Raw genomic sequence first — 16,858 nt, forward strand, 5'->3', positions numbered from 1 at the left:
ATCGCGGCACGACATCGCGTGCCGGTCACCGACCGGGTGAGGCATGGAGGTGTCCGTGAGATGCCTTCGGAGGCATTCCACTGTGTCTGTCGAGTTGAACCACACGATTGTCCACGCCCGGTCCAACCGGGAATCCGCCGAGTTCCTGGCGAACCTGCTCGATCTCGAAGTGGGTACCGAGTGGGGCCCGTTCATCCCGGTCTCGCTCAGCAACGGCGTCACCCTGGACTTCGCCAGCATTCCGGCCGAGTCCATCGCCCCGCAGCACTACGCCTTCCTCATCGGGGACGACGAGTTCGACGCCGCGCTGCGGCGCATCCAGCAGGCGGGGATCACGTACTACGCGGATCCGCACCTCAAGCAGCCGGGTGAGATCAACCTCCACCACGGCGGGCGCGGCCTGTACTTCATGGATCCCGCAGGTCATGGCATGGAGATCATCACGCGGCCGTACGGGAGTCACGAAGCGACGCCTGCGGCGTCGTAGCCGGCGCCACCACCGCCACCGTTCGCCCCCGAAGACCCGCCGACCCGTCCGTCGACGGGTCTTCGGGGGTCCCGGTGCGCGAAACCGCATACTCATGGAGTTGAGTAGTCATATTATTGAGTACGTGGTTCCGTGGCCGGTGAGGGGAAAGAAGGCGGCTCATGCCGAGCGGTGAGTACCTGCGTTATGTCGCCCTCGGCGACAGTCAGACCGAAGGGCTCGGTGACGGTGACGACGCCACCGGACTCCGTGGCTGGGCCGACCGGTTCGCCGAGCACGTCGCGGCCGTCAACCCCGGTCTCCAGTACGCCAACCTGGCCGTGCGAGGACGTGTCGCCGGTCAGGTCCGCGCAGAACAGCTGGGGCCCGCGCTGGCCCTGGAGCCCGACCTGGCCACCGTCGTCGCCGGGGTCAACGACCTGCTCCGGCCGAGGTTCGATGCCGCGGAGGTGGCCGGGCAGGTGGAGGAGATGTTCGCCGCGCTCACGGCCACCGGGGCGCGGGTGGTGACCCTGACCTTCCCCGACGTCGGGAAGATCGCGCCCCTGGCCCGGCCCGTCAGGCCGCGGGTGGAGGAGTTCAACACCCGCATCCGCGCCGCGGCCGCCCGCCACGGGGTCGCGGTCGCCGAGACCGCCCTGCACGCCGTCGCCACCGACCGGCGCCTGTGGAGCACGGACCGGCTCCACGCCAGTCCCCTCGGTCATGCGAGGATCGCCGCGGCCGCCGCCCAGGCCATCGACCTGCCGGGGAGCGACGGCACGTGGACGGACCCGCTGGCCCCGACGGCCGTTCCCTCCGGCCTGCAGTCCGCAGCGGCCGAACTGCGGTGGGCGGCCGGATTCCTCGGCCCCTGGCTCGGACGCCGTCTGCGCGGCCGCTCCTCCGGTGACGGCCGCACCGCGAAACGCCCCCTGCTGCTCCCCGTGGGCGCCGTTTCCTGAGGCCTGCCGCAGCTGTCTCCGACCGCCGTTGTCAGTGGTCGCACGTAGGTTCAGTGGTGTCCCCGCCGGAGTGACGGGGACACCCCCTGGGTGCAAAGGAGATGGTGCGTTGTCGGTCTGGGAGAGGTCGAGTACGGCACGGGTGACCGCACCCGCGCGGCCACGCAAACTGGCCAAGGTCCCGTTCGTCGAGCTGGCCGGCGGACGTCTGCAGGGCGTGGTGTCGAGCGGCTCGGACATCGGGCGGGTCTACGTCTCGTCGGTCGCGGCCGGCAGCTACGCATTCGCCTGCAGCACCAACAACAACCGGCCCTGCGGGGGCGCACGGGGTTCGTTCTGCAATCACATCCGGGCGCTGGTCGGCGAGGCCGTGCTGCAGTACGGCGCCGAGCGCGTCGCCCGCTACCTGAAGGTGGAGACCGCCGACGGGGAGCCGAGCGCGCAGTCCGTCGAGGCCGGCATGAGCGCCACCCGTCCCGTGCAGGCGGAGACCAAGGACGCCGCCCCCGTCTTCAGCCGCTTCCTGCGCCACCTGGCGTACCTGGAACTCGCCCCCAGCGCGGAGCCGTTGCCGGAGATGCACTGGTTCCCGCCCACCCGGGCGGTGGCGTGATGCGCACCGCTTCGCTGCTCGAAACCCTTCCCGGACTCGACGAGGCACTGGCGGCCGTCGACGCCTTCGACGCCGCGCTCGCCGCCGGTCTGCTCCGTCCCCGGCCGGACACGGCCGCCGGCCTGGCCGACCTCGCCCGCGCCGTCGCGGGCACCCCGCTGGCGGCCCGGGTCGTCGAGGCGGCCGGCAGGACCGCGGACGGATCCGCGGGCGAGGACGACTTCGTCGCCCTCGCGGCCGCCCGCACCGCCCTGCTCGGATCCGTCCACGACGCCCTGATGAACCGCGTCGAGGAAGCGACGGGCAGGCCGAGCGGCGAGGACGCCGCACCGGCGACCGAGGACCGGCCGGCCGTGAATCTGCTGACCGCCGCCCGCTCCTGGCTGGCCGACCTGGCCCGTGCCGGATGGCAGGGCATGGACCATGACCTGGTCGCGGGAGCGGCGCCCGTCGTCTCCGCCATGCTTCCGGACCCGTCGATGCGCCGCCTCGCGACCCTGCTCGACGGTTTCGCCGCCGAACTCGCCGCGTCCTGCCCGGGTGCGGCGCTGGAGCGCGTACCGGCCCGGCGCTGGGCCGATCTGTGGGGGCGCGCGATGCTGCTGACCCTGCCGGGTGCGGCCGCGGCCACGGCGACGGGCACCGCCACCGGGCGCCTCCTTCCCCTCGGCGTCGACCTCCACGAGCACGCCACCGCCGTACAGGCCCAGGTCCACGCGGTGTTCGAGCCCGCCGACGGCAGCACACCGCGCCTGGTGCGGGCCGGAATCGCGGTGCCGAAGCCCGACACCGTGGTCGGCGCGGGGCTCTGGCAACTGCTCCGACCGCACATGTCGCTCCTGACCGCAGTCGGAGAGGGCCGCTCGATGGAACTCACCGCCATGCCGGTCACCGGCGAGGGCGACCTGATCTGGAGCGACGCCCACGCCCGCACGGGCGAACCCGCCGACCCCTTCGTCACGGCCAGGGTCGCCCTGCCCGTCGCGGCCGACGCGGTCACCGCACCCCTGGACCGCCACCCGGCACGCATCGCCGTGCCGGTGTTCCTTGAGGGATACAGCGCGCAACAGGCGGACGGGGCAATCGAGTTCACCGTCGCGGGTCATCCGCTCGCGGTCGACACCGATCGCATACCGGCCGCCGGGCCGCTGACGCCCGAAGCCGTCGCGGCATCCGGCGCATGCATCGCGCTGCTGCGCTGGGACGCCGGCGCCTACCGGCTCCAGCCGCTGGCCGTCGAGACGACCGTACGGAAGAAGGCCGTCGCGCTCCACGCCGGAGGCTGGGCCGGGGGTACGAGCGACAAGGCCGGAGCCAGGGCCGAGAAGGCCGCAACCGACGCCGTCGCCGTGCTCCGGGAGCGGGCGGGAAGGCTGCTGCGGAAATGACGGACCGACCGACCGGCCTGCCGGACCCGTCCGCCTCACCGCGCACCGCCGAGGCCGACCCGCACGAGAACCGTCGCCAGGTGCTGTACTGGCGGCTGCTCGCCCGGCTCTTCGACCCCGAGGAGCAGCCCGCACTGGAGTCGGCGAGCCTGGCCGTCGTGGAGGACCTCGGGCTGCCGTCCGCACTGCTCGACCCGCAGACCTCCGTCGACTCGGTCGTGCAGCGCCACCCCGAGCTGGCCGACGAGTTCGACGGACTGATGGCCCCGGAGCCCGACGGCGACAGAGACAGCGACAGCAGCGCCGACGCGGACGGAGAGGGTGTACGGGACCGGGCCGCCGAAGTACGGCGAGCGGCACTGGTGTCGAAGGTTCTCCTCAACGTCTTCTCCTCCGGCTCCGGCACGGTCACCGCCGGACAGCTGGCGCGCTGGCAGGCCGACGCGGGATGGCTGGAGCGCGCGCTCGGCTGCGCACCCGGCGAACTGCGGGGCGGCCGCGGCGGAGGAGGACGCTCCGGGCACGGCGCCCCCGGCCTCGACCGGCTGATCCCGGTGATCGGGCCGGAGCTCGGCGCGCTGGAGGCCGACCTCGTCAAGCGGATGCGCCTGCGCGAGGTGCTGGCCGACCCCGTGCTCGCGGCCCGGCTGACCCCCAGCATGTCGCTCATCGAGCAACTGCTGCGGGACAAGAGCAACCTCTCGGGCATCGCTCTGGCCAACGCCAAGGCCCTGATCCGCCGCTTCGTCGACGAGGTCGCCGAGGTGCTGCGGACCCAGGTAGAGAAGTCCACGGCGGGAGCCGTCGACCGCTCCGTCCCGCCCAAGCGGGTGTTCCGCAACCTCGACCTCGACCGCACGATCTGGAAGAACCTCACCAACTGGAGCCCGGAGGAGGAGCGGCTGTACGTCGACCGCCTCTACTACCGGCACACCGCACGCAGGACGACACCCCAGCGGCTGATCGTCGTCGTGGACCAGTCGGGCTCGATGGTCGACTCGATGGTGAACTGCACCATCCTCGCCTCGGTCTTCGCCGGGCTGCCCAAGGTGGACGTCCACCTCATCGCGTACGACACCCAGGCGCTCGACCTCACGCCCTGGGTGCACGACCCCTTCGAGACCCTGCTGCGCACCAAGCTCGGCGGGGGCAACGACGGACCCGTCGCGATGGCGATGGCCCGGCCGAAGATCACCGATCCCCAGGACACGGTGATGGTGTGGATCTCCGACTTCTACGAGTTCGGCCGCTCCCAGCCGCTCTTCGAGGGCATCGAGGCCGTCCACCGGTCCGGAGTGAGGTTCATCCCCGTCGGGTCGGTCACCAGCTCCGGCCGCCAGGAGGTCAACCCCTGGTTCCGTGAGCGGTTCAAGGCCCTCGGCACGCCGGTCCTCTCCGGCCACATCAGCAAGCTCGTCCACGAGCTCAAGACTTTTCTCGCCTAGAAAGGGACTCCCATGTCCGACCTGCTGCGCGCCCCCGCCGAGATCAAGTACGCCGAGGAACTGGCCTGGCTCGAGTCCGTCGACGACAACCCCAAGCCCTTCTCCTGGCGGCTCTCCCCGAAGATGGTCCGCCTGTTCATCCTGGGCTCCGAGCGCTCCGACAACCTCGACCGGGAGATCTCCCAGAAGTGGTACGGCGACCGCAGTTTCGTCGAGCGCTCCATCGTCACCCTGGCATCCGACCGCGGACTGCTGCTCATCGGCGACCCCGGCACGGGCAAGAGCTGGCTGGCCGAGCTGTTGTCCGCCGCCATCTGCCGCAACTCCACCCTGGTCGTGCAGGGCACCGCCGGCACCACCGAGGACCACATCAAGTACTCCTGGAACGTCTCCATGGTCATCGCCAAGGGGCAGTCACGGGACTCCATGATCCCCTCGCCGATCATGACGGCGATGGAATCCGGCGCGATCGGCCGTTTCGAGGAGCTGACCCGCTCCACCAGCGACGTCCAGGACGCGCTGATCTCCATCCTGTCCGAGAAGTACATCTCCGTGCCCGAACTGGACAGCGACAACATCGTCTTCGCCAAGCCCGGGTTCTCCGTCATCGCCACGGCCAACAGCCGCGACCGGGGCGTCAACGACCTCTCCTCGGCGCTCAAGCGCCGCTTCAACTTCGTCCGCATCCCGGTGGTGACGAACAAGAAGAGCGAGGCGGAGATCGTCCGCTTCCGCACCGAGGAACTGCTGCGCCGCCACAGCATCGAGCTCGACGTGCCGCCGACGCTCCTGGACGTGCTCCTGCAGAGCTTCGCCGACCTGCGGGCCTCCGCCGCCGCGGCCGGCAGCGACGACGAGAAGCTGGAGTCGGCCCTGTCCACCGCCGAGCAGATCGGCGTGCTGGAGGACGCCGTCCTGCACGGCGACTTCTTCGGGGAACGTGATCTGACCGCCCGGACCCTGGCGTCCTCGCTCGTCGGTTCACTGGCCCGGCGCGACCCCGAGGACCTGGCCATCCTCAACAAGTACCTGCACGGCGTCGTCGAACCGCGCAGCAAGGAGGAGGGCGGGCCCTGGCCCGAGTTCCTGGAGGGCGGCCGCGACGCGATCGCCACCCTGTCGTGACCGGCCCGCACGAGCGCGGCTTCCAGGAGCTGCGCACCCAGTTGCAGGAGGCCGCCGCGACGTTCGCCGACGGTCCCGACGCACTGGAGAGCATCCTCCTCGGCATCGTCGACGACGTCGACCGTGCCGTGCGTGAGCCCCTGGAGATCTTTCCCGTCTGTCACCACTCACCCGCCTCGGCGCTCGCGATGGCGCGCCGCCTGCGGGAGAAGCAGCCCAAGGTGATCTACCTGGAGCTGTGCGAGGACATGGCGCCGCTGCTGACCGAACTGCGCAACTGCAGACTCCCCGTGGCCGTCCAGGCGTTCGCCAGCGAGATCGACGGCTTCCCGGCGGACTGGGCACCGCTGTCCGTGGTCGCCCCCATCACCGAGGCCTCGGCCGAGTACCAGGCGATCGCCTACGCACTGGACACACCGGGTGTCGAACTGGTCCTCGTCGACCGTTCCTCGGACCACGTCTACCAGTGGGACGCCCGAGCGGAACTGCCCGGCACGGAGCCGGGCGGGAGAGAAGACAACGACAGCACCGACACGTCCGCGGGCTCCGGCACACCGTCCGCGGCCGAGGAGGAGGCGGGCCTGCACGGCGACGCGGTCGGCGTCGGCATCGGTGACCTCCGGCCCCGCTTCGCCGAACTGGAGGCGCACCTGCTGCGTCACGGCAAGGTGCGGCACTGGTCGGAGTGGTGGCACCAGTACGTGGAACTGCCGCTGGGCGAGGGCGACCACGACACCTACCGCCAGGTCATGCTCCTCATCGGCAGCCTCTTCCGCCACCTGGCACCCGGCGACCCGCACCGGGTCCGGGTGGACGAGGACCGCGAACGCCACATGTGGACGCGGATGCGCGAACACCTGGCCGCGACCGGGACGGCCCCCGCCGACTGCCTGTACGTCTGCGGCGCCTTCCACGCGGCCAGCCGGGTCGCGGAGTTCGGCGTGCACGGCACCGACACCTTCGAGATCGGCCCCCGCACGGCCACGAAGTGGCAGCACGGACTCATCCCGTCCAGCCACGCGGCGATCGAGGCACAGTTCGGCCTCGCCGGCGGATCGGTGTCGATCGCCGCGACGCTCTGGGCGAAGAACCTCCGGCGCACCCGCGTGGAGCCGTACCGGCTGGCCGGGCAGACGGGAGCGAAGAAGCCGAAGAAATCCGTGACCGCGCCGGTTGCCGGACCGGCGGCCGAACCCTCCGACAAGCTGTCCGGTTTCCTGCGCAGGCCGCCCGTCCTGGACCGGCTCGACGAGGCCGAACTGCTCGGCTGGTGCGTGGAGATCGTGCGCGCGGCCCGCCGCAACGGCTATCTCGCGTCCACCGCCGACGCCATCGCCGTCTTCGAGACGTCGATCCTGCTGGCCGGCATGCGGGACCGGGCCAGGCCGACGCCGTACGACTTCCAGGACGCGGCCGTCACCTGCATCGAGAAGGACACCGTGCCCGGCCGGCGCGATGTGCGCCGCCTGGTGGAGATCATGATGGGCGGCGACCGGGTCGGCCGGGTCGGCTACGACGCCCTGCCCCCACTGGCACGCGACGTCCACGACCGTCTCGCGGCCCTGGAGCTGAAGCTGGAGCAGCGCGGTGTGCAGCGGGCCCTCCTCGACATCGCCGGCCGGCCCGAACTGGAGCGGTGCTCCGACGTCCTGTGGATGCTGCGCCGGCTGATGCCACCGGGAGCCGCCCGGCCGATCATGGGCGAGCGGAGCCTGGGGGAGCGGTCCCTCCAGGAGTCGTGGGACCTCGCCCTCGGCACGCACCAGCGCGCGCTCATCGAGCTCGGCTACGAGGGCGTCAGCCTCGAACAGGTCCTGGAGCAGCGGTTGCGCCGTGCGGCAGGTGCCGCGCAGGCCACCGCGGCGACCGTCCTGGAGACCGTCGAGGACGCGACGCTGTATCTGCGCAGCCGCCGCCTCGCCGACGAGCTCGGCAGCCGCGCGCTTGAGGTGCTGTCGGCCGAGCGCACGGTCGACGGGGCACCGGAGGTACTGCGCCGGGTGCGCCGCCTGCTGGCGTACTACCGCACCAGCGAGCCGGTCCTGCCGCCGTGGATCGAGTCCTTCGTCAAGGCGGGGTACGCGCACTACTGCACCCTGCTGCCGACGTCGTTCACCGACGACGACGCCACCGTGCGTCAGGTGGCGGCGATGCTCGGCTTCCTGTTCAGCATGGAGGGCCTGGCGCTGTCCCTGGGCTGCGACCGCGCCCAGCTCCGGCTGGCCCTGGCCCAGTCGCACCCGCGTGACCCGTCGAGGACGGCGCTGCTGTGGGCGGCGCAGGTCCACCTCGGGCACCTCTCCCGCACCGAGCTGCGGTCGACGTGCGACGAACTGCTGGGCAACCCCCTGGTGGTGCCCGCCTACCCGCGCTACCTCAGCGGCTTCGTGCATGCCCTGGAACCCGTCCCGGGCCTCGCGGACTTCGTGGTGGAGGCGGTGTCGCAGGCGTTCGGACGGCTGCCCGACCCGGTGCTGCTGCCCTGGCTGCCGACGCTCGTCACGACGCTGCGCGCGGGTGGCGCCGACCTGGCGCCGCTGCTCATCCGCGAGGCCGGCCGGACCTTCCCCGGGCGTCTCGCGGAGCTGGACGCCTGGGTGCCGCCGTGGCGGGCGGAAGCGCGGCAGCAGACCGTGCCGGCGGTGAGGGGCGGGGACGGCGCCGGTGGCTGCACGCTGCTCGCCGCCCACCCCGCGACCTGCGACGCGGTGGCAGGGCTGCTGGGCTGCGAGGGCACGTGGGAAGACTCCGGGCCCGGCGGCCAGGAGGGCGTGGCACTCGTCGGCCGTCACCCGGACACCGCGCGGGCGCTGGAGGCGCTGCTGGCGGGCTAGGGGCTGGCCCGCAGGTCAGCCTGCCGGCCGGTATGTCCGAGGTGCTCGACCTCGCCCTGCTCCGTCCAGCGCGCCTGGTCCCCCGTGCGGTACATCCGGGCCGCGGCGTGGCCGAAGGGGTCGGCGACGAACCGGGACGCGGTCGGCCCCGGGCGGTTCAGATAGCCGTCGGCCATCTGTCGTCCCGCCACGTACAGATCGCCGGGCACTCCGGGCGGGCAGGGCCGCAGCGCCGCGTCGAGCACGTACAGCCGGGTGTTCCACACCGGCTGTCCGATCGGCACCGGCCCGCGGCCCTCCCTCCCGCAGGTGTGGAAGCCGACGTCGACGGCCGCCTCCGCCGGTCCGTGGAGGCGGTGCAGCGCGATGTGCGGCAGCCCGCGCCCGAAGGCGTTCGCGGTCTCCCGGGGCAGGACCTCCCCGCTGCACAGGACGTGGCGCAGACCCGCGCAGAGACCGAGGTCGTCCGCGGCCAGGAGGTCCTGGAGTGCGGACGGAGTCAAGTGGCAGACGGTGACGGATCGTTCATGGACCAGCCGGGCCAGCCGGCCGGGGTTCTCGTGGCCTTCGTCCGGCCCGGGGACGACCAGCGTCGCGCCGGCCCGCAGCGGCCAGAAGAGCTCCCGGACGGACATGGCGGACGACGCGGGAGCCAGTTGGAGCACCCGGTCGTCCGCCGTCAGTCCGTGGACGTCCTGCATCCAGCGGAGCCGGTTGTCGACCGCGCCGTGTGACACGACGACGCCGTCCGGCCGGCCCGTGGGCCCCGAGGGGTAGCTGACGTACGCGGGGTGTGCGGGCGTCAGCGGGCGCGCCGGATCGCACCACGGATACCCGGACACGTCGAGGCCCTCCAGGACCACGCGCTCGGGGCCCGGCCCTGCGGGGAGACGGTCCGCACGGTCGGTGACGACACAGACGGGAGCCGCGTCCCGCAACAGGTACTCGATCCGCTCCGCCGGGTGCTCCGGCCCGAGGGGAAGGTACGCGGCCCCCGCCTTCAGCACGGCGAGCAGCGAGACGACCAGCTCCACCGAGGGCGGCACCGCCACCCCCACCACGGCCCCCGGCCGGGCACCCAGGGTGCGCAGATGCCGGGCCAGCCGGTTGGCGCGGGTGTTCAGCTCCGCGTAGGTGAGGGAGACGTCCCCGCACAGGAGCGCGATGGCGTCCGGTGTGCGGGCGACCTGTGCCTCGACCGGGCCGATCAGGGTCGTCGGCGGCAGAGCGCGGTCCGTGCGGTTGAACTGGTCCGTCATGAGGGCGTGTTCGTCGGGTGTGGCGATGCCGAGCGCGGCCAGCGGGGTGTGCGGGCCCGACTCCGTCAGCTGTTCCACGAGATGCAGGAAGCGCTCCCGGTGCGCGGTCGGCGCGGCCCCGTCGGCCAGGGCCGGACCGCCGTCGTGATCGATGCGCGGAGAGCGCCGGACGTCCTCGTGGCGGTGGATCCCGCGCACGCCCAGCACGACCTGGCGCACCAGCTCGGCGAAGCTCGCACCGGGACTGACGGTCAGCTGCAGTGGAACGACGTGTGCCACCCGGTCCGGCACCTCCGGCACCTCGGGGACCGGCCCCGGCACCCCGAGCACCACCTCGGAACGGGCCGTGGCGCGCGAGGTGTAGAGGGCCTGCGCGGCGATCAGCACCTCGGGCGAGGTCGCGCGCAGGCGGGTGGCCAGTTCCCGTACCCCTTCCGTCGCCCGCGGACCGAGCGGAGCTCTCCGAAGCGGGGGCATCCGGCTCAGATCTCCTTCAGGAGTGCGTCGGTGCTGGTCACGACCGCACAGCGGCCCGCGGCCCAGCGCAGCGCCATGTCATGGTCCGCGCGCGAGAAGTCGGCGACGGCATCGGCCACGACGAACGCGCGGATGTCCCGCATCCAGGCGTCGGCAGCACTCATGAGCACCCCGATGTGTGCGTACACACCGGTGATCACCAGCTGGTCGCGGCCCGACTCCCGTATCAGGGAGTCGAGTTCGGTACGGACGAACGCGCTGTACTTCCACTTGGTCAGCACCGTGTCGCCCGCCGCCGGGGCCACGCACTCCGGCATGGCCAGGGCCTCGGCGTCGTCGGCGGCGCCGGGGCCCCAGAAGTCGAGCTGGAGGCCGCGCTCCTCGGCGGTCTGGCCGCCGCGCTGCGCCGAGTAGACCACCGGCACGCCGGCACCGCGGCACGCCTCGATGATCCGTGCCGTGTTCTCCAGCATCCCGGTCAGCGGCTGCTCGCCCGCGCGGTACGCGCCGAGGAAGTGGTTCTGGAGGTCGTGGACGAGCAGGACGGCGCGCGCCGGGTCAGCGGTCCAGGCGACCCGGTTCACGGGGAGTTCGTCCGCGCCCGGCAGGGGATAGGGGGCGATGGCGGGGAGTGCCATGGGGGTGTGCCTTTCAGTGCCGGTCGGAGCGGGCTTCGTGCGGAGCAGGAGCAACGACAGGGGCAGGGGCAGGGGCGGGGCCAGTAGCAGAGCCAGGGTCGGGGGCGGCGCCGGAGCGGAGTCCCTTCTTGCTGACCTTCCCGATCCCCGTCTGCGGGAAGGCGTCGACGAACTCGACCACGTCGGGGATCTTGTACGCGGCGACTCCGCGCTCGCGCACGAGGCGCTTCACGGCGACGGCGGCGAGCGGTTCGGCGCCGGCGCGCAGGATCACGTACGCGAGTGTGCGTTCCCCCAGATACGTGTCGGCGATCCCGACCACCGACACGTCGTGCACGGAGGGATGACCGAGGATGATGTTCTCGATCTCCTCCGGCGCGACCTTCTCGCCGCCCCGGTTGATCTGGTCCTTCGCCCGGCCCTCGACCACGAGGCTGCCGTTCTCCGTGCGGCGCACGATGTCGCCGGTCCGGTAGAAGCCGTCCTCGGTGAACGCCGTCCTGTTGTGCTCGGGGGCGCGCCAGTAGCCGCGGATGGTGTACGGGCCCCGGGTCAGCAGGTGCCCGAAGTCCCCCTCGGCGACCTCCTGTCCGGCGTCGTCCACGATGCGGATCTCGTCGTCTTCGGAGATCGGCCGCCCCTGCGTGGTGACCACGGTCTCGTGGCCGTCGTCCAGCCGCGTGTAGTTGACGAGCCCCTCCGCCATCCCGAAGACCTGCATGAGCCGGCAGCCCAGCGCGGGCTCCAGCCGGCGGGCCGCCGCCTCGCTGTACTTGGCGCCGCCGACCAGGACCAGTTCCAGACTCGACAGATCGTGTGCCGTGCCCGCGGCGGCCTCCGTCCACAGCAGGGCGAGTGGCGGAACCATCCCGGTCATGGTGACGTGCTCCTGCGCGACGAGCGGGAACGCGCTCCCCGGATCGGGGCGCGGACACAGGACGACCGTGCCGCCCGCGTACAGGGCACCGAGCCAGCCCGGCGAACTCATCGGGAAGTTGTGCGCGGCCGGCAGCACCACGAGGAACCGGGTGTCCTCGTCGACGCCGCAGATCTCGTTGGAGCCACGAAGCGAGTAGATGTAGTCGTCGTGCGTGCGCGGGATGAGTTTGGGCACCCCGGTCGTGCCGCCCGACAACTGGAGGAACGCCAGATCGTGCGGGGCCGGCCCGTCCGTCTCCCGGTCCGGGTCCCCGGAGCACGGCACATCGGACAGGGCGGTGTGCTCGCCCGGCTCGCCGACGACGAACACGTGCTTCAGGCTCGGGGTCCGCGCCCGCACGGTGGTCGCCAGCGCGCGGTGGTCGAAGCCGGCGTGCCGGTCCGGGATCACATAGGCGACGGCCTCGGTGAACGAGCAGAAGTAGCCGATCTCCGTCTCGCGGTGGGCGGGCAGCGCGAAGACCGGCAACGCACCGATCCGGAACAGGGCGAACACGACCTCGACGAACTCGGCGACGTTGGGCAGCTGGACGACGACCCGGTCGCCGCTGGAGATGCCGCGGGCCGTGAACCCGGCGGCCACCCGGGCCGCGCGCTCGTCGAGTTCGGCGTACGTCCAGGCGCGGCGCCCGTTCGCGGGGTCGACGACCGCGACGCGGTCACCGTGGGCGGCGGCGCGCTCCCGGAGCACGCCGGTGAAGGTCTCGCCGCGCCAGTGCCCCGCCGCGCGATAGCGCTCGGCGAAGGCGGCGGGCCAGGTGGGGGCGTCGGTCCGCGGGCCGGTGCTCACAGTGCGGCCCCCACGGCGCTGAGGAAGGTGCGGAACTTCGCACCGGTCTCCGCGGTCTCCGCCTCCGGCGACGAAGCGGCCACCACACCGGCGCCGGCGAACAGCCGCAGCGAGCGCCCCTCCGCCTCCGCGCAGCGGATCGTCACGACCCACTCGCCGTCGCCGTCCGCGTCCTGCCAGCCGACCATGCCGGTGTAGGCGCCGCGGTCGAAGGGTTCCGACTCCGCGATGACGGCGCGGGCCACATCGGTCGGGGTGCCGCACACCGCGGGCGTCGGATGCAGCGAGGCGGCGAGGTCGAGGGAGGAGACGCCGGGGTCCGCGAGCGTGCCGGTCACGGTCGTCGACAGGTGCCACATCGCCGCGGTCCGTACGAGTGTGGGGTGTGCGGGGACGTCCAGGCTCACGCAGAAGGGGGCGAGGGACTCGCGCACGGCGTCGACGACGACGGCGTGTTCGTGCAGGTCCTTGGGGGACTCGAGCAGTGCGGCCGCGCGCCGCACGTCCTCGGCCAGATCATTGCTGCGCGGTGCGGAACCCGCGAGGGGGTTCGCCGTGAGCCGGCCGGCTCGACGGGCGACGAGGAGTTCGGGGCTGGCCCCGATCAGCGTGCGGTCCGGGCCGGTGGGAACGGCGAAGGTGTAGCCCTTCGGATCGTGCTGCGCCAGCCGGCGCAGCATGGCGGCCAGGTCGAGGTCGCGCGAGGAGGTCAGTTCCAGGGTGCGGGCGAGGACCACCTTGTCGAACTCGCCCGCGCGCATCCGCCGGACCGCCGATGAGACCGCCGCGGCGTACGCGCCGGGCTCGGGGACCTCCCGGGTCTGCCAGGTGCCGGGTTCGGCGAACGGGCCGGGAATCGCGATCAGCGGGTCGTCGCACAGGGCCGGTGCCCGGCGCACCGATCTCGGGACCGCGAGCGAGGGCGGGGCGTCCGGGGCGAAGGGCAGTGCGCCCATGACGATCGGTGCGGGATCCCCGGCCCGCCGCCGCGTTTCGAGCACTTCCCGGACACGTACGCCCAACGGCCGTGAGTCATCCGGGACTTCGGCGGAGGTGCCGGTGCCGAGGAGGGTGTGACGGGCCGAGGCGAGGAATCGGTCGCTGCCGGGCCGGTAGGCGTCCAGCAGCGCGGTGGCCGCGCAGGGGGAGACGTGCGGTGCGGGGAGCGGGACGGCCCGGTCGGGGGCGGTGGGAACGCGCAGTGAGGCAGACATGTCTTCTTGTCTCCAGTGGGGGAGGGCTGCGAGCCGCTGTGAAGAGGTGCCGGGCGGGCGGTTCACGCCCGCAGGGTGGCGCCGCCGTCGACGTAGAGGTCGTGCAGGGTGATGTGGCGGGCGCGGTCGGACACGAGGAAGGCGACGGCGTCGGCGATGTCGGCCGGGTCGGCGATCCGGCCCAGCGGTATGCCCGTGCGGTAGGCCGCCCCGTCGCCGTCGATGACCCGTCGGGCGGCTGCCTGCTCGTCGCCGGGCGGCCACATGCCGCGCTGCATCTCGGTGAGGGTCGAGCCCGGTGACACGGTGTTGCAGCGGATGCCGAGGGGCGCCAGTTCGAGGCCGAGGCACTTGGTGAACATGACGGCCGCGGCCTTCGACGCGGCGTAGGCGGCCATGTCCGTGCGGGGTATGCCCGCCGCGTTGGACGCGACGGTGACGATGCTGCCGCGGCCCCGCCCGGCCATGCGGCGCGAGACGGCCCGCGAGACGTGGAACACGCCGTTCGTGTTGACGGCGAAGGTGGCCGCCCAGTCCTCGTCGGTCAGTTCGGAGACCGGTGAACACCGCAGTACTCCGGCGACGTTGACCGCGATGTCCAGGGGGCCGAGCGTGTCCTCGGTCCGGGTGACGAGTGCCTCGACCGCTGCCGCGTCCGTGACGTCGAGCGTGTCGGCCGTGACCCGGTCGCCGTACGTCCGGGCGAGTGCGGTGACGCCCTCGGGGGCGGCATCCGTGGCCAGGACGCGGGCACCGGCCCCGACGAGGGCATGAACCACCGCTTCACCGATCCCCCGGCCGGCCCCCGTCACGAGGGCGAGCCGGCCGGTGAGTTCCGGTACGGGGCTCACCGGGCCGTCGCCTTCCGGACGCCGGCCGGACAGGACGTCACCGAGGACCGGACGGGACCGGGGGAGGGGGAGGTCGAATTCGGCGGCATGGCCTGGAATCTCCGTTCACGTTCGGCTGATGGGCTGGTCCGGGCGGGCCCTCCGCGCACCGGATGGTTGCGGAGCACGGCAGTTGACGCTGTTTCAGGCAGGGGCAGCCGCGAGGCCACCCCAACCCGTCCGGGCTTACTTAGGTTAGGCTAACCATACGTGGATCGGGCAAGGGGGACGGCCCGGAATCGAACTCCACTCCGCCGGACTCCGGCCCGTTTCGGGGCGCTCGGGTGAGGCGCCGCGGCGCGCCTGCCGAGGTGCCGGAGGTGAGCCCACGCGATGCCAGATGTCCTAATTGCTGCTATTTGAGCTAATAGTCAACTATGCGACTCCGAGCCACTTTTCGACGGGTCATGGATTCTGAATCCCGCGCAAATCGCCCCTTTCGGGCGCAGTGGTCAGCATCACGTTTCCGGCCGCGGACGTGGAAGCGGAAGCTTCGGTTCCCTGTCGCGCCAAGAAAGTTGACTTCTCCGGATGCGGCTGAAGATGAGCATTTCCTTTGATTGATCTTGCAAATCAATTGTGATCAGCAATTCGGGACTTGTTACGCCCGGCGTTTCTCGCTTACGGTCACCGTCAATCAATCCGGATGGAACGCCGAATCCTGCCGCCGTCCGGGAACCCGACCCACTCACGTACGGCAGGAGCGGGGGACCCAGGTTTGCCGCCGGTCCGGTATCCGGAGCGGCTAGGGGTGAAGTCGCCATGTGCGGCCGGACATCTCCAGTCCGAACCCGACAGCTCACCTCGCAGGCGGCGGAGAGGAAAAGCGCCATGCCCATCAAGGCCAAGCACCGTCGTTCCAAGTCCAGCTCCCTGACCCGCGGTTTCATCGCCGTGAGCACGGGCGGAGTCGTCCTCGCGCTCCCCATGATCGTCGCCGGATCGGCTTCCGCCGCACCGTCGCAGTCGGTCACCGTGGAAAAGGCCGCAGCCCCGACTTCCGTCGCTGCCAAGGAAATTGCGGTCCGCAAGACCGAGACCACCACCTATTCCGTGGTCTCCGGCGACTCGCTTTACAAGATCGCCCAGGGGCATTCCCTCAGCGGCGGCTGGGAGCGTCTGTACAAGGACAACCGGAGCGCGGTCGGCGGCAATCCCGACCTGATTCTTCCGGGCCTGAAGCTGACCATCGGCGCCAAGTCCGCGGCCACCGCGCCCAAGGCCGCGACCGAGACCGAATTCAAGACGGAGAAGAAGGCCGACAGCGCCTCCGACGCCTCGGCCGGCCGCGCCGCGACCGCCGACCGCGCCGACCGCTCCGAGCGGACGACGGCGACCCCCGTCGCCGAGAAGACCACCGCGACCACCCCCGCGCAGAGCGCGACGGCGTACACCGACGACCTCGACGGCTGGATCAAGGAGTCCCTCGCCGTCATGGCCGAGCACGGCATCCCCGGCAGCTACGACGGCATCTACCGCAACGTCATCCGTGAGTCCTCGGGCAACCCGCAGATCGTGAACAACTGGGACTCGAACGCCGCGGCCGGTACGCCGTCCAAGGGCCTCCTCCAGGTCATCCAGCCCACGTTCGACGCGTACCACGTGGCGGGCACCTCGCTCGACATCCTGGACCCGGTCGCCAACATCACGGCCGCGTGCAACTACGCCGCCGCCACGTACGGCTCGATCGACAACGTCTTCGGCGCCTACTGATCCACCGCGGATCCGCCCCCGGGCGGAGCCGTGAGCAGGGGTGGAAGGGAGCGTAACCGCTCCCTTCCACCCCTTTTGCCGTGCGGTACAACCCTTGTGCGC

At 71.9% G+C, this 16,858-nt stretch carries 12 protein-coding genes, 1 pseudogene and 1 riboswitch; of the genes and pseudogenes, 8 read left to right on the plus strand and 5 right to left on the minus strand.

The window, feature by feature from the left end; all coding sequences use genetic code 11:
- The first annotated feature begins 82 nt into the window (after nucleotides 1-82).
- From OG521_34870 to OG521_34900, 7 genes are all read left to right on the plus strand, one after another.
- A complete protein-coding gene (locus OG521_34870) occupies nucleotides 83-487 on the plus strand; it encodes a VOC family protein (GenBank protein ID WUW25669.1) in 405 nt (134 codons plus the stop codon).
- A 161-nt stretch (nucleotides 488-648) separates the two neighbouring features.
- On the plus strand, nucleotides 649-1,431 hold the full coding sequence (locus tag OG521_34875; protein ID WUW25670.1) for an SGNH/GDSL hydrolase family protein: 783 nt from the start codon (nucleotides 649-651) through the stop codon (nucleotides 1,429-1,431).
- 109 nt (nucleotides 1,432-1,540) lie between these two features.
- Nucleotides 1,541-2,044: a hypothetical protein gene (locus OG521_34880; GenBank protein WUW26902.1), complete on the plus strand. Its 504-nt coding sequence runs from the start codon at nucleotides 1,541-1,543 to the stop codon at nucleotides 2,042-2,044.
- The gene (locus OG521_34885; GenBank protein ID WUW26903.1) at nucleotides 2,014-3,432 is read left to right on the plus strand and encodes a hypothetical protein; all 1,419 of its coding nucleotides are present in this window, start codon (nucleotides 2,014-2,016) and stop codon (nucleotides 3,430-3,432) included. Before OG521_34880 ends, OG521_34885 begins: the two co-directional genes overlap by 31 nt.
- On the plus strand, nucleotides 3,429-4,877 hold the full coding sequence (locus OG521_34890) for a VWA domain-containing protein (protein ID WUW25671.1): 1,449 nt from the start codon (nucleotides 3,429-3,431) through the stop codon (nucleotides 4,875-4,877). Before OG521_34885 ends, OG521_34890 begins: the two co-directional genes overlap by 4 nt.
- Before the next feature lie 12 nt (nucleotides 4,878-4,889).
- Complete coding sequence (locus OG521_34895; protein ID WUW25672.1) at nucleotides 4,890-6,002, plus strand: AAA family ATPase; 1,113 nt, start codon at nucleotides 4,890-4,892, stop codon at nucleotides 6,000-6,002.
- A complete protein-coding gene (locus OG521_34900) occupies nucleotides 5,999-8,836 on the plus strand; it encodes a DUF5682 family protein (GenBank protein ID WUW25673.1) in 2,838 nt (945 codons plus the stop codon). Before OG521_34895 ends, OG521_34900 begins: the two co-directional genes overlap by 4 nt.
- A gap of 29 nt (nucleotides 8,837-8,865) precedes the next feature.
- On the opposite strand, the pseudogene OG521_34905 reads toward OG521_34900, so the two are convergent.
- The 5 genes and pseudogenes from OG521_34905 to OG521_34925 all read right to left on the minus strand — a co-directional run bounded on the left by OG521_34905 (nucleotide 8,866) and on the right by OG521_34925 (nucleotide 15,004).
- A pseudogene (locus tag OG521_34905) lies at nucleotides 8,866-10,533 on the minus strand (amino acid adenylation domain-containing protein).
- A gap of 44 nt (nucleotides 10,534-10,577) precedes the next feature.
- Nucleotides 10,578-11,210, minus strand: coding sequence for an isochorismatase family protein (locus OG521_34910; protein WUW25674.1), 633 nt, complete (start codon nucleotides 11,208-11,210; stop codon nucleotides 10,578-10,580).
- A gap of 13 nt (nucleotides 11,211-11,223) precedes the next feature.
- The gene (locus OG521_34915; GenBank protein WUW25675.1) at nucleotides 11,224-12,939 is read right to left on the minus strand and encodes a (2,3-dihydroxybenzoyl)adenylate synthase; all 1,716 of its coding nucleotides are present in this window, start codon (nucleotides 12,937-12,939) and stop codon (nucleotides 11,224-11,226) included.
- The gene (locus OG521_34920; GenBank protein WUW25676.1) at nucleotides 12,936-14,153 is read right to left on the minus strand and encodes an isochorismate synthase; all 1,218 of its coding nucleotides are present in this window, start codon (nucleotides 14,151-14,153) and stop codon (nucleotides 12,936-12,938) included. Before OG521_34920 ends, OG521_34915 begins: the two co-directional genes overlap by 4 nt.
- A 62-nt stretch (nucleotides 14,154-14,215) precedes the next feature.
- Nucleotides 14,216-15,004 carry a 2,3-dihydro-2,3-dihydroxybenzoate dehydrogenase gene (locus OG521_34925; GenBank protein WUW25677.1) on the minus strand — a complete coding sequence of 263 codons (789 nt, stop codon included), beginning with the start codon at nucleotides 15,002-15,004 and terminating at the stop codon, nucleotides 14,216-14,218.
- Nucleotides 15,005-15,685: 681 nt separating this feature from the next.
- A riboswitch (cyclic di-AMP (ydaO/yuaA leader) is annotated at nucleotides 15,686-15,869 on the plus strand.
- A gap of 5 nt (nucleotides 15,870-15,874) precedes the next feature.
- Here OG521_34925 and OG521_34930 point away from each other — a divergent pair.
- Nucleotides 15,875-16,756 (plus strand): transglycosylase SLT domain-containing protein, encoded by an 882-nt coding sequence (locus tag OG521_34930; GenBank protein ID WUW25678.1) that lies wholly within the window; start codon nucleotides 15,875-15,877, stop codon nucleotides 16,754-16,756.
- Nucleotides 16,757-16,858: the final 102 nt, after the last annotated feature.

This window comes from Streptomyces sp. NBC_01463, from assembly GCA_036227345.1.
GTDB lineage: Bacteria > Actinomycetota > Actinomycetes > Streptomycetales > Streptomycetaceae > Streptomyces.

Bases quoted from the DNA above. Each gene is read 5' to 3' on its own strand.
- OG521_34875 (WUW25670.1), top strand. From the start codon at position 649: ATGCCGAGCGGTGAGTACCTGCGTTATGTCGCCCTCGGCGACAGTCAG.
- OG521_34890 (WUW25671.1), top strand. From the start codon at position 3,429: ATGACGGACCGACCGACCGGCCTGCCGGACCCGTCCGCCTCACCGCGC.
- OG521_34895 (WUW25672.1), top strand. From the start codon at position 4,890: ATGTCCGACCTGCTGCGCGCCCCCGCCGAGATCAAGTACGCCGAGGAA.
- OG521_34910 (WUW25674.1), bottom strand. From the start codon at position 11,210: ATGGCACTCCCCGCCATCGCCCCCTATCCCCTGCCGGGCGCGGACGAA.
- OG521_34920 (WUW25676.1), bottom strand. From the start codon at position 14,153: ATGTCTGCCTCACTGCGCGTTCCCACCGCCCCCGACCGGGCCGTCCCG.
- OG521_34930 (WUW25678.1), top strand. From the start codon at position 15,875: ATGCCCATCAAGGCCAAGCACCGTCGTTCCAAGTCCAGCTCCCTGACC.